Genomic DNA, 13,799 nt, shown 5'->3' on the forward strand with positions numbered 1-13,799 from the left:
TTTGATTTCTGCCGACAGGCATGTCCCTGTCATCTATTTTAACTGGCAGGCTAACGCTTTTCAGTTAAAAACATTGTCATACTTCTGCCTTCCACCTTGGGAGCCTTTTCTACCACGCATATATCGGAAAGCGCCTGCGCAAAATCATCCAGAATATGCTTGCTGTTTGCCATATGCGCCATTTCACGCCCACGGAATCTGAGTGTGATTTTCACCCGGTCGCCCTTGGAAAGAAACTTTCTTGCCGCATTAATTTTCGTATTGAGATCGTTGGTGTCAATGTTTGGCGATAAACGGATTTCCTTGATTTCAATCGTTCTCTGCTTTTTCTTTGCTTCCTTTTCCTTACGGGTCTGTTCATATTTGTATTTCCCGTAATCCACGAGCTTACATACAGGCGGCTTCGCCGTAGGTGCAATCTTCACAAGATCAACGCCTGCCTCCTCCGCCATCTGCAATGCTTCTCTTGAAGACATGATGCCTAACTGCTCTCCGTTTTCTCCGACAACACGTACTTCCTTATCCCTGATTTGTTCGTTAATGAATAATTCGCTAATGGCTGTGTCCTCCCTACATAAAACAAAATACGACTTTTGGCCCAATGGCCAGCCTGCGGTCTTTGTCACTTTCTTATTTCACTCAACAGTGAATCCTGATCCTTAGATCTGCCTTTCCGTTTATAAATCAAACGTACCACACATCTTGAGCCGCTGATTCATTCTAACAATAGAATCTATGCTCTGCGAGGATTTTATTGTCATGCATAAAAAATGGATAGCATAACTATCCACTATGTTCCAAACCATATCTTTGCATACAAAATACAATGCATAAGATTCGAAAATTATGGACACCTGTAAGCCTAATTGCCACAGGGTGAGAGTGGATACTCTGCTTTCATGTATCTGCGATTTCTGCACGCTTTATTACTTTAGCATTTACAAAATCAAATGTCAATACTTTTTCATATTTATTTTACCGAACCGAACCATTCGTTGAATGGTTACTTTTCACGGGTCAGGAATGCGCATTTACTGCGCATTCCGTGAGAACGTAATTCAGGTGTGAGGGGCGATTTTTGCGAAGCGAAACTTCGAATATCGCCCCGAATATTACTACGAGCGGCTCCCAGGCCGTGAATAGTAACGTTGAATGATTGCCATGGCTCAATGCCTGGGATGAGCTCTTGCATACACTTCCCGTATCCTATTCTGGTTCATATTTGCATAAATTTGCGTTGTTGAAATATCAGAATGACCAAGCATTTCCTGTACACTTCTTAAGTCCGCTCCATTTTCCACCAGATGTGCCGCAAAACAGTGGCGCAGCGTATGAGGTGTGATATCCGCTGTAATTCCTGCTTTTTTCGCATAATATTTAAGCAATTTCCAAAAACCCTGTCTGCTCATAGGTTGTCCTGAGCAGTTTACAAACAAATATTCCGATTCTCCACCTGAAATCATGTCCATCCGGGTTTTCTCCAGATATCGCATAAGGGCATTTTTTGCCTCACTTCCAAAAGGAATTACCCTCTCTTTTTCTCCATCTCTGCAAAGAATATAGCCCACCTGTAAATTAACATCATTTACCATCAAATTTGTCAGTTCGCTCACCCTGATCCCTGTCGCATATAATAGTTCCAGCATAGCTTTGTCCCTGATTTCCTTAGGGCTGTCGCCTACAGGCTGTTCTAACAGCTTTATCACATCCTGGGCAGAAAGGATTTCCGGCATTTTTTTCTCAATTTTCGGCGCATGAAGTTCCTCTGCCGCATCCGTATTTACTATCCCCTCTCTATACATATAATGGTAAAATGCCTTTAAGGAGGCAATATTTCTCGATATGGTAGCCGCCGAAAATTTATTTTTTTCCAGATATAATATATAAGAATTGAGATTTGTGGATGTAATCTTCCTCACATCCTTAATTCCCTGTTCCTCTAAATATCTCTTTACCTTCACTAAATCCCTGCGGTAAGAGAGCACCGTATTTTCGGATGTTTTCTTAACATTATGTAAATAAATAATAAAACTGTTGATTTCTGTTTCCATTCTGAAAATGCTTCCCCTCTTATGCCTTTGTAATTGTGGTGCTTAGATTTATTATAATCAGAAAATGAGGTGAAAGCAAATGCATTTTTTCCTTGATTTATGCGGATTATTTGCATTTTTTTCTTTTTTATGCATTGAAATACAATATATGCAAAAACCAAATTCTGTTAATACTATATATGGTAAGAAAATTTTTTAAAAAATTTTTACCAAATCTGAAAGAAGGATAGGGTTTACATAACTTTCCAAAATACACCCGATAAAGATTACTATCACAATCCACAAAAGCCCAACCGCTTGTTTTAAATATTGCTGGCGGATATTTTTATGGTAAGGGGCTGTATATTTTCCAAGGAAATGTCCCTTACTACAATTTTCATAGCACCATCCAAGGAGCATAACCTCCGCTGGTATCAGTAACAGCTGATGGGGAAACAGGCTTCCCAGCAAAAGCAGCAGCCCTTTTATGCCGTAGCGGATTACCGCTGCCGTAATCGTCATACCGGTAAGAATCCCTTGCCAGATGATACAGGCGTAGATTGAGATTACCCCAAGTCCGGTACTCGACAACAAAAGAAGTAATGCCCCCTCTCCCATCCTGTGCTCCAGCACATAACGGAAAAACCGGCCGCTGTCAATCTCCATATACCTTAATCTGCCTACCGATGTCTGGCTGAAAATACCTCCTTCAGAAAGAAGTGTTTCGTTGCCCATGTTCATTATCAGGACGCCAAAAAGAAAGCTTCCCAAAAACAGATAAAACCAAAACGAATATGTACTGTTTCTCTCGGATTTGTTCATAATCATCATGTCGGTTCCCCTTCTTTCTTTAAACGCTTATAATTGTTCGGCCCAAAGCTGGCCTGCTGTGAATATTTTCGCTTCTTCTTTCCAAAGCGTGTTTGAATCATCCTTTCTGTTATAATGAAGGAAATGATTTTCCAAGCACGCTCTAATATATGAAAAACAGACAGCGCATATGCACTGCCTGTTCAAAAGAATTTAATCTTATTTATCCTTACAATATTTATCCTTATAAGCAAAAACCGCCGCAATCGTCTTTGCGTCCTGAATCTCTCCTGCGTAAATCATCTCTGTCAGTTCTTCCACGGTGTAGGCGATGGTTTGAACATACTCATCTTCATCCAGATGCTGCTCTCCGGCGCTAAGGCCGGTTGCAAGATAAATGTCTATTTTCTCATTGCTGTAAGCTACTGTTGTACAAAGCGTAAGCAAAAGCTCTATATGCTGGGCTGTGTAGCCTGTTTCCTCCTTAAGCTCTCTTATGGCTGCATCCTTTGTGGGTTCATTCTCACCGTTAAGGCCCCCTGCCGGTATTTCCAGCGTATCTCTGTCAATCGCGTTGCGGTACTGCTTTACCATAATGAGGCGTCCTTCGTGATCTACAGGAATCACTGCCGCCGCACCCTTATGTTTAATAAAGTCCCATTTAGCCACATTGCCGTTTGGAATCTGTATGGTGTCCTGGTAATAGTCTATAATAGCGCCATGTGCTACCAGATTCCTTTCCAATCTTTTAAATTCTTCCATACCTGCTCCTGTCCTTATTGCATTTCCCATTCTTTCCATTTTCTTATCTGAAATTTTGCAATAATTTTTCCACACTGACTAACTTCACACACAGCACAAACAAATCCGTAGCCATGCGCAGTTCTTCTTCCGAAGGGAAGGTAGGCGCGATACGGATATTGCTGTCCTTAGGATCCTTTTTATAGGGATAAGTAGCTCCCGCCCCTGTCAGCACCACGCCTGCTTCTTTACATTTCTCCACAATTTCCTTTGCGCAGCCTTCCATGGCATCAAAAGAAATGAAATAGCCGCCAATGGGTTTCGTCCATGCACCAATCTCTAATCCACCAAGCTCTTTTGCAAGGACATTTTCGATCGCTTCAAATTTAGGACGTATAATATCCGCATGTTTCATCATATGCGCTTTCATTCCGTCAATATTTTTAAAATATTTCACATGGCGCAGCTGGTTCAGCTTATCGTAGCCGATTGTCTGTATGGTCATAGCCGCTTTGATCTGTTCTATATTAGCGGCGGATGCCACAACTCCCGCGATACCTGCCCCCGGGAAAGTTACCTTGGAGGTGGAGCAGAACTCATAAACCATATCCGGATTTCCTGCCTTTTCACACTCGCTTAAAATTTCTAAAAGGTCACCGCTTTTATCTTCATATAAATCATGGATTGCATATGCGTTATCCCAGAAAATCCTGAAATCCTTTGCGGCAGGCTTTAATGCTGCAAATCTCTTTACCGTCTCATCTGAGTAAGTATATCCCTGAGGGTTAGAATATTTAGGCACGCACCAGATTCCTTTTACGGCCGGGTCTTCATTTACATACTTTTCCACCAAATCCATATCCGGCCCATCCTCTGACATTGGAATATTGATCATCTCAATTCCAAACTGTTCGGTAATTGCAAAATGTCTGTCATATCCTGGTACAGGGCACAAAAATTTCACTTTATCCAATTTGCACCAGGGCGTATTTCCAAGTACCCCAAGCACCATGGAACGGGCAACCGTATCATACATTACGCTAAGACTGGAATTACCAAATACAATCACATTCTCAGGCGAAACGTTCAGCATATCCGAAAGAAGCCTTTTCGCCTCCGGAATGCCATCCAAAAGTCCATAATTTCTACAATCCACCCCTGTCTCAGTGGTCACATCAGCATCAGATATAACCATGCCAAGGAAGTCCTTCTCCATATCCAGCTGGGCAGGTGAAGGTTTCCCTCTGGACATATCCAGCGTTAAGCCCTTTTCCTTTGCCTCCTCATACTGTCTGTTTAAATCTTCCCACAGTGCAAGCAATTCCTCTTTGCCAAGTTCCTTATATGCCTTCATAGCGCATATCCCTCCTGATCCTGTCTCAACATCTCTTAATAGTATGATTGGATAATTGTATACAATCCAATGCACATGTCATTGTACTATACATTTTACAGGCGCACAAGAAGTTTTTTTGTATTTATGTATTTTTTTTCATACATGAATGATTTACTATCCACTGCCCCAGATAGCTGCAAATAATCCCTGTCACCACTCCTGCCAGCACATCGCTGGGGTAATGCACACCCACATACAGTCGGGAAAAAGAGATAAAAATAGCAAGCGCCAAAAACCAAACCCCATATTTTTTCGGCAGGTTACGATACAGGACCCGGGCGGATGCAAAGGAACTTGCCGCATGGCCTGATGGGAAAGAAAATTCCGAAGGTTTTTTGATCAGCGGTATGAGCCCTTCCACCACATAATATGGCCTGGTCCTTGCCACAAGATTTTTCAGCAAAATATTATTAACCAGCAAAGAACCCAGAAGCGCAAAGGCGCTCATCATCCCCACTTTCCTTGTTTTTTCCGGGATAAGCAGGAGGATGGTTGCGATGATCCAAAAGATACCTGCATTTCCTAAAGTAGTAATCACCTTAAAGAAGGGATCTAAAATAGGATTTCTCAAAAATTCCTGTATCCAAATCAAAATGTTACCGTCAAGATTCAGCAAAGTTTCCATAATCACCTCCATATAAATTTCGTTATCTTTTTATAACTTATGCCCTACAAACTTCCAAGAGACATCATCTCCCAAACACTGCCGCACTTAGCAGTCCGGCTATTTAAGTGAAAATCCCCAAATCTTTATCTCTTTTTCATCCCCTGCAAGATTGATTCCAGGTCAAGTCCGTATCGGTTAGCTATATCCTTGGCATAGCTTAACCCATCCGGCGTTGTCCTTGAAACCTTATAGCTTCTTGTGCCGTCCTCCTTATTTTCCATAAGGGCCACCAGATTGTCAATTTTGCCCTTGTTCTGCGGATGGGAATTATATTCTGCTACCTTCTGGGGCAGGTCATGGATATGTGTCACATAAATGCCACAGCACCCTATAATGCCAATCCCTGTCAAAACCTCTGAGGCAATATAACCCGCTTCCAAACCGCTAGTACTGGAAAAGGATTCATCCATCAGCAGCATATCCGTATCCTTAAGCTCCTTCATAATCTCTGCAAGGCGGGCACATTCGCTTTCCAGTCTGCCCTTTCCGTAATTATCTTCATCCGAGGAGGGGAAATGGGTGTAAATGCCGGAAACCGGGCTCATGACAGCCCTCCTTGCAGGTACAAACAATCCCAGCTGGAAAAACGCCTGGGCCATCCCCACCGAATAAGCAAAAATAGATTTTCCCCCATGATTCGGTCCTGTCACCAGATAAAACCGCCCATTTTCATCCAGCTTAAAGGAGTTGGAGACTATGTTATCCTCAATCTCCTGTCTTGCCAGGGATGGATTATAAACCCCTTCCAGCTCACACTTCTTCTCACTCATCCTGGCAATCTCCGGTCTGCACATGGGAAAGCCCAGATCTTTCATACTCAATATAAATTTTACTCCCGCCGTAAGGAAACGTATCTCGTCCAAAAGCAAAACAAACAAGGTGGTGTTGACTCTGTAATATTTTTGAATCAAAGGCTCTAAACTTCGCAGAGATTTTAAGAAAATTGTGTTAAGGGAAGACCGGACGGAAGAATTAAGTGCCTTAAGCTCCTCCCCATGGAGTCCTCTTGTCAGGGGATATAAAGGAGAAATCAAGGCATGGGTATCCTTTGGGTTCTTCTTTAATAGCTTTTCCATAATAGTTCCTTCATGGAAAGGCTGGTCTTCAATTGCTATCACCCCTGCCTCCTTCACCCGCAAAGTTTCATCCAGATTCACACCTATCGTCAATCCCTTAATAAAACTGAAGCTGTTTTCCGTTTTGGATAGCTCGCTGCTGAGATTTTTAAATTCATCGCTATCCACAATAGCGGAAATCTGCTCCCTGAAAGAGCGCATTCCTTCTGAATGAAGCTCCAAATCCTTTAACCCGTCTGCAAACAAATTCACAATTTCCAGATACATTTCCAGATAGCGGATGGAGCTTAGCGCCGATTCAACGGTGAAATCGCTGCTCATAGAACGGCTCAGGTCATAAACATTATGAATGCTTGGTATCGCCTTGCAAAAAATCTCATACAGCCGCGGATTTTCCACCAAATCCTCCACCACGCACAGACGGTATTCCAAAACCTTTGTGTCCGTGGTATAAAAATTTTCCAGAAACAAATCCCGCAGCCCTCTATGGCTCTCCCGAACCAAAACTACCATCTCGTCAATTTTCAGAGAATGGATAAAATCAAAATCCTTCATTGGAATCTCTTTCTCTTTATCATATCCTGCCGGATACAGTAAATGAAAATCACTTTGCATAAATACCTCCAAATTCTCCTCCGCAAAGCCTGACCATTCCCTCATCTTCCTTAGAATCCCCCGCCGCGAAGGTTTCCCGGACTGAGATGCCAAGCCATTTGCAGATGGTTTTAACGCCTTCGGCCTTATCCGCCTTAGCCGGCACAATCTGCATACAATTTCCTTCTATCAAATACCGTGCCTTCTCTCTTCCTGTATCCGGCACGGCGGCAAACAGCTCCCCTGCCTCCCGGCCATTCCACGGTCTTAAAGATGGGCGGAAAAGCGTTATCTTATAAAGGCGGCCGTCTCTTTTGTAAGTGAAAAGCCGAAAAGAAAATTTTTGTTTCAAAGGCTCTAACCATTCATGCCAGGGCCCTTCCAAAAAATGAAAATATACCCTTTTACTATCCTTTTTCCCTTCGTTTTCCTCTAAAACAAGGTGGGCGCCTCCTGCAAAGATTCCTCCCCGAAATAAATGCCATATCCTGCCGCAGCGTTTCATGGCTTCTTGATAGGGCAGCGTAGTTGCAAAAAGCAGCCAGGTCTTTTCCCTGTAAAGAGCCTCCAGCCCTGCTAAAATATCCGGTGGACATTCCTTTTTTTCCTCCAAAGGCAACCGCCTCCCTCCATGGGCGGAAAGTTCCTTTGGAATCCCTTTCCCTATCAGCAATGTCCCCTCCACATCCAGAAAAACTGCCTTTGGATGCCGCGGGATGCGGAACAGGGGATATTCCCCAAACAGCATTTTGTTTAAAAAATCATTGCGTCCGCCATAGGCCAGAAAGCAGGAGCAGCGCTTGTTTCTGCATAACGGCGCCGGGAAAAATGCCTTTTCCCATTCCATCCGGCTGCTCCCCATTTCCCTGCTGATATTGCAGGTATGGATTTTGCCGTTTCCTTCCACCAAGAGCCGTCCCTGGCATTTTGCGGGGTCTGCCGGTACCGGTATCAGCTCCCTGAAAAAATAGGGGTCGATATCTGAAAAAGCCTTTTCTTCCTCCTGGGTGTACCGCCTTCTAAGACCATCCATTTTGTTAATCCAAAGATAAATTTCCCTTGGCAGTTCTTCCCTCAGCTGCCTTAAAAGTCCTATATTTTCCGGCGCCCCTACAGCCCCTGCACAAAGCTTTGCCCCGGTTTCCATAAGCGCCCTGCACTTTTTTACAAATTCCGAAACCGTAACCATTTCCGGGTGGAACGTAGCCCAAAGCCTTAACTTTTTGACATCTCCGCCTTTCCGCTGAAAGCAGGCAAGAAGTTCCTGAACCGGGAAACTTAAATTGGTCTGTGCTCCCACCGCATCTATTTCCGAAAGGGAACTAACCTGTGCCAATCCCTCCAAATACCATGAATGAATCAGCGCCTCTCCATAGGGGACTACCATCAAAGCGCCAATGCCCATAGATGTTCCATATTTTTCAAGGCCATTCAGAAAAGAAAGCCACTGGTTTTGATCCGTCTCCAGCTCCCGCCCGGACATGGGATGCTTGGAGAAGGGACAATAAGAACAATGGTAATTACAGCTTTTCAGACTCCCCCGATACAGCAGCATATATCCGCCCATGCTCATCCTCCCATCCTTTCATAGCCCTTTGAATCTGCGGTGAAATGAGCTGCGGCCCCAAATAATCTGAAAACGCAAGCCCCTTTTCCGTTAAGGCAAGATACGGCTCCCCATTGTTTTTGTCTATCCCCCTGCTCTTTTGCTGATTCAAATGCCTTTCCCGCTTTACATATCCTTCTTCCGCCCACTTTTTCAGCAAAGGGAAATCCTCTATGGCGTCACTGCCAAAATGCATCTGATACTGCTCCAAAGGAAGTCCCGGCCGAATCAGCAGATGGCGGATAACAAAACGGCGTTTTATTTCCTCCTCGGATAATAAAATTCCATGGGAAATCTCCCTATAGTCCTTACAATTTACATATTCCTCTATACCTGCAAGGCACTCCTTTTGAGTGACAGCATATGGTCTACAAAAATGCAGTCTGCCTAAGTAACTCCGTCCTCCGCATCCCAGCGAAAGGGAACTGCCAAATCCGCATTCTGAAAACGCCCGTTTTGCGTCCGTCCGTACAAATCTCCGCATAGAATCCTGCCGGAAACCATTTTCTTTAAGAAAAAAACTGGCCCTTTCGTACTGTCCCATTGCTCCCTTCCAGTCGGGAACTACTCCTGCCCACTCTAGTCCGGCTCCATGCTTTATGTATAACGGATACAAGAAAATCTCATCCGGCTCATAGTCTAAAGCCTCCTGCAAAGTCCTCAGCAGACTTCCTTCTGTCTGTCCCGGAATCCCATAAATAAAATCCAAATTCACACAGGGAAATTGATAGGATTTTAAAAGATTCAAGGCCTCCCGGGCGCTCTTAGCGCTATGCTGCCTTCCAAGGGCCGAAAGTTCTTTGTCCAAAAAGCTTTGAATCCCCATGCTTACCCTGGTTGCTCCGGCCTGTTTCAGGCGCTTAAGTTTCTCTGCTGTGGTCTGGTTAGGAGCCGTCTCTATTACGAATTCTCTTTCCTCATTAAAATGAAAGTGCTCTTTTAACATCGCAAACATACGCTCCATCTGGTCTTCTGTCAGGTACAGGGGCGTACCTCCTCCAATCACCAGCTCCGAAAACTCTGTCTTCTGGGAGTCCAAGAGTTCCGCATACTGTCCGCACTGCCGCTCTAAGGCATCCAAATATCTGTCCACAGCCTTACTTCCCTGGCCAGTGACGGAAAAAAGATTACAGTAGCCGCATTTGGCCTGGCAAAAGGGAATGTGGAGATACAGTCCATGCCCCGGCCCCTTAAGCCCGTGCACATGATCCTTAAGGTCAAAACCGGTAAGCGGACGGTAAGCTGTCTTGTGCGGATAGCTGTACATATATTGCACATATGGATTTATAGAATATAAATTCGCAGAATTTGTATTCAAAAAATTTAAATTCATAGAATTTGTATTCATAAAATTTGTATTCATAAAATTTGTACTCATAGGATTTTCATCTATCCTCCCAGGCTGCGCCTGATTGCATTTACCGTCATAATAGGCATATCATGCAGCGTTGCATCCCAATGCCGTTACAGGAAAAAGTGCTTATAAGGTACCGTATTTACCGCCGGATGATTGATTCCGTGAAACTGACAGCCGTCCTCTCCGTAACAGGTGCCATGGTCTGAGCAGCAAATCACAAAGGCGCCTCCCCTTATCGCCTTCCAATGTGTAAACAGCTGTTCTAACGCCCCATCTACATATCTAAGGGCCGCCCCATGGCTTTCGGTGCTGTCAAAAGAAGCTCCTTCCAGATAAAAATTGTTGGGATAATGTATCGCATCCACGTTCAAATATAAAAACAGTTTCTTTTCAGGCTCCAAGGAATCAATTTTTTTCAGGATAAAATCCACCTGATTTTTCGTACTTTCTTTCACAGGGCATCCAAAAGAAGGATTCCAAAAACTTTTCTGAAAATAAGATGGAAAAACACTTCCAAGATCCGATCGCTTATCGAAAAAGGATACCCCGCCTACACACCATGTTTCATAGCCATCCTTTTCCAGCCCTTCCATAATGGTACTGCCAGAAAAAGCGTAAACGCCCTCCGGAGCATTTTTCCCAAGTCCGATTGCCTTTGGGAAAAATAAAAGTTCCCTGTCCGCCAAGCTTTTAGCGTCAAAATTGCAGGGAAGAAAACCTGCAAACATGGAATGGTGGGAAGGATAGGTAAAATTGCCCGGCGCCTGGCGCTTTTCCCATTTGCCGTACTGATTTAAAACAGGGGTTCCTCCTTCCGCCTCCTCCTTTACCGCCACATCATAGCGTAGTGTATCCAGGCATATAAACAAAATATCCAAAGAACCTACTACCTTGTTCATATCCACGGAAGGCTTTTTGCGTTTCCCGGAAATAAACAAGCGTGCAGGAACCTCATGTGCCACATTTTTCATTTCATCACTCATTTTCCATTCTCCCATTGTTGCCGGTCCATGCTTTCTTACAGACTTTGCAGGAAAGCGAAAAATCCCAGGGCAGCTGTTGTCAGATACCTTTATACTAATGCGAATTTATTTATGTATTACCAATGGACTGCTCTTAGTTGCTATCTCAACTGCTTTCGTGCCTCAGCCAGTCCACCATAATTTCCGCCTGATGGCGGTAAATTAAATTTTCATGGTAAATATCCTGATAAATCAAATCTCCCTGCCCATTCATTTCAATAATTCTAGGATTCAGACTTCCCTTTTCCAGTAAAATGTCAATCCCGGCGCATCTTAATCCCTCAAAACACGCCATGGCCTTTTGGCAGATTGTCTTAACAGCATAAATGCTGGACTTTGGCAGCTGTAAATCTCCTATCTGCAAAGGGTGGTTGTTCAAATGCAGATTGGTAATAGGCCCCTTAGAAAGCCTTGCCAGCACAAAATCCATCTCCCCTTCCTGCATCACCACTCTTAAATCATAAGAAAAGCCCTGATACTCCGCCTTGGCATACCACCTCTCCCAAATACAGTCAAGCTCCAAAATCTCATCCAAAAGCGGAAAAATATCCTCCCGGCTTACAAAGTGCCGCAGCCGCTTGGTATTGACAAGGCCAATCCCCGGAAATATCATTGCACAAGTATAAAGAGCCATCCGCCCTGTGGCAGGCTGATAGCGGAAAGCCGACACACCCGCAGCTCCAGAACCTTTTACCGGCTTAATGAAAATCTGGTACATCCCTTTTTCTCTCATGAAGTCCAAAAGATTGCCGGCAGAAAACTTGGCATTTCTGTCTGATACTTTTCTATCTCCATCCAAAAGCTCTGTCACCGGCAGTCCCGCCTTCATCAGTTTTTGCTTACAAGTCCGTTTATCCAGCAGCAATGCGATGGCTCCTGGCGCATTAAAAAAAGTTACCCCTTGCTCCTTTTCAAGAAAAGACAGCTCCGCCAAGCGCTTCTCGTACTCACCCGTTAAAATCTTTAATTCTTTTAGAGAACTGCTTTTCCATAAAGGCGGCTCTATTTTTAAAAATACTTCTCCTTCTATCAATTCTTTCCGCCAGTCTTTCCAGTCTGCAAACAATAATCCATCCGTTTCATTTACTGTTTTTATCCGAGACTGCTGCGCTGCTAACGCCCCTTTTGGGAAATCAAAGTTCGGCTGCTGTGCTTCGCGGCACATCCCTGTGTCAAAAAAGACAGGCAGCCCTGCCTCTACTGCTGCCTGCCTTAAATAACTGTTTCTCTTAGTGCCGGGATTTCCCAGAACGATTATGCGCCTCATTCGGTGAGCATGGCGTACCTGTAAATTTCGCCATCATAAGCATCTTCTTCATTTGCATCAGAAGCGTCCACCTCTATGGGAAGTCCCTCAAGCTTATCTGTCATTTCTTTTGACAGATAATGATAGTGAATATCCAGCTTTTTTATATTAGGATATGTGGGTATTTTCTCTAAGAGAAGCGCGCCGCCCTTATCCGTCAAAGTACCAAGGGATAAATCAAGGACGCTCACCTGCCCTGCATATTTACTTGCAAGAACGATTTTTGTCAGTTCATCCTGCATCTCACTGTCCACAATCCCCAGATAATCCAGATTAGGGAAGTCTGATTTCTCCAAAAGCTCCTTCACAGCGCCTTCATCCCCGTCAAAGCCATAGTCCTCAATTCCTATGTACAAAAGCAGCTTTTTCAGATTTGGAAGGTCAGCCTTTTGTATGGACTTCATCACTGATTTGGGAAGTCCGCCGCATATAATCGTTAAGGACTCTAATCCCTCATGGCGGATTTCTCCTAATTCCAGATCCATACTGCCTTTAATGGTCAATTCTTTCAGCTGTGGCATAGACGCCCACAGTAAGCTGTAGTCTCCCTGCATGATCCATGATACTTCACATTCCTCAAAATCCATATCGCCTAGGAACAGCTTTTCAATATGGGAAAATCTATCCGCATTGGCCACAATCCCATTTATGACCTCCTGGCAGTTTTCCTCCCATGGATTCCCCCAGCATCCGATTACCAGCTCCGTTAAGTCGGTAAAATCCTTGTCTGCAAGAATATCCCCAATTATGTCTTTCGGTCCCTTGCCCTGTTCCTCATACTGCTCATAGTTGTAGGCATAGGTTTTTGTTTTTTTTCTGCTCATTTTGCTAATCCCTCCTTTTACCAAAATGAATTCCCCCAATTCTGCTTAATGCCGGCTTTTGGCCAAACTGTTATATTTATTATACTTCTCAAACTATATGTAGTCAACAATTCTACATGAACAGACACGGAAATCAATTTTCGAGGAGTTACTATTCACGGCCAATGTCATTAAGTTTAGCTGATTGAAAAAATCTCATCTTATGGTCTAACTCAAATTATCACTAAATTTCACAAAAGGGATTGACACAGAGCCCAAAATGTGCGGCCGCTCTCGCTACTGATTGTATTTTAAAAGGTAGCGAGAGCGGCCCTTGAAATTGAAAACAGAACTATCATTTCAATTTCAAGGAGGTACCTGTATGTCATTC

Annotated in this window: 12 protein-coding genes; all 12 read right to left on the bottom strand. The window is 43.8% G+C overall.

What is annotated here, in order from left to right; all coding sequences use genetic code 11:
* Positions 1–50 precede the first annotated feature (50 nt).
* The 12 genes from infC to D5281_RS14625 all read right to left on the bottom strand — a co-directional run bounded on the left by infC (position 51) and on the right by D5281_RS14625 (position 13,429).
* Positions 51–602, bottom strand: a complete 552-nt coding sequence (gene infC, locus D5281_RS14570) for a translation initiation factor IF-3 (protein ID WP_160560859.1) — start codon at positions 600–602, stop codon at positions 51–53.
* Between the two features lie 564 nt (positions 603–1,166).
* Positions 1,167–2,051 carry a site-specific tyrosine recombinase XerD gene (gene xerD / locus D5281_RS14575; RefSeq protein ID WP_160560860.1) on the bottom strand — a complete coding sequence of 295 codons (885 nt, stop codon included), beginning with the start codon at positions 2,049–2,051 and terminating at the stop codon, positions 1,167–1,169.
* 195 nt (positions 2,052–2,246) lie between these two features.
* The gene (locus D5281_RS14580) at positions 2,247–2,861 is read right to left on the bottom strand and encodes a stage II sporulation protein M (protein ID WP_160560861.1); all 615 of its coding nucleotides are present in this window, start codon (positions 2,859–2,861) and stop codon (positions 2,247–2,249) included.
* A 198-nt stretch (positions 2,862–3,059) separates the two neighbouring features.
* On the bottom strand, positions 3,060–3,602 hold the full coding sequence (locus D5281_RS14585) for an NUDIX hydrolase (protein WP_160560862.1): 543 nt from the start codon (positions 3,600–3,602) through the stop codon (positions 3,060–3,062).
* A gap of 43 nt (positions 3,603–3,645) precedes the next feature.
* Positions 3,646–4,935 (bottom strand): PLP-dependent aminotransferase family protein, encoded by a 1,290-nt coding sequence (locus D5281_RS14590; protein ID WP_160560863.1) that lies wholly within the window; start codon positions 4,933–4,935, stop codon positions 3,646–3,648.
* A gap of 124 nt (positions 4,936–5,059) precedes the next feature.
* Positions 5,060–5,602: a phosphatase PAP2 family protein gene (locus D5281_RS14595; RefSeq protein ID WP_160560864.1), complete on the bottom strand. Its 543-nt coding sequence runs from the start codon at positions 5,600–5,602 to the stop codon at positions 5,060–5,062.
* Positions 5,603–5,727: 125 nt separating this feature from the next.
* Positions 5,728–7,380 (bottom strand): MutS-related protein, encoded by a 1,653-nt coding sequence (locus D5281_RS14600; protein ID WP_160560865.1) that lies wholly within the window; start codon positions 7,378–7,380, stop codon positions 5,728–5,730.
* A complete protein-coding gene (locus D5281_RS14605; RefSeq protein ID WP_160560866.1) occupies positions 7,325–8,881 on the bottom strand; it encodes an STM4011 family radical SAM protein in 1,557 nt (518 codons plus the stop codon). Before D5281_RS14605 ends, D5281_RS14600 begins: the two co-directional genes overlap by 56 nt.
* A complete protein-coding gene (locus D5281_RS14610; protein ID WP_277935376.1) occupies positions 8,835–10,283 on the bottom strand; it encodes an STM4012 family radical SAM protein in 1,449 nt (482 codons plus the stop codon). Before D5281_RS14610 ends, D5281_RS14605 begins: the two co-directional genes overlap by 47 nt.
* 101 nt (positions 10,284–10,384) lie before the next feature.
* A complete protein-coding gene (locus tag D5281_RS14615) occupies positions 10,385–11,260 on the bottom strand; it encodes an STM4013/SEN3800 family hydrolase (protein WP_277935377.1) in 876 nt (291 codons plus the stop codon).
* A gap of 145 nt (positions 11,261–11,405) precedes the next feature.
* Positions 11,406–12,566 carry an STM4014 family protein gene (locus D5281_RS14620; protein WP_160560867.1) on the bottom strand — a complete coding sequence of 387 codons (1,161 nt, stop codon included), beginning with the start codon at positions 12,564–12,566 and terminating at the stop codon, positions 11,406–11,408.
* Positions 12,563–13,429, bottom strand: a complete 867-nt coding sequence (locus tag D5281_RS14625) for an STM4015 family protein (protein WP_160560868.1) — start codon at positions 13,427–13,429, stop codon at positions 12,563–12,565. The genes D5281_RS14620 and D5281_RS14625 overlap by 4 nt, the downstream gene beginning before the upstream one ends.
* Positions 13,430–13,799 lie beyond the last annotated feature (370 nt).

This window comes from Parablautia muri (assembly GCF_009917485.1).
Taxonomy (GTDB): Bacteria; Bacillota; Clostridia; order Lachnospirales; family Lachnospiraceae; genus Suilimivivens; species Suilimivivens muri.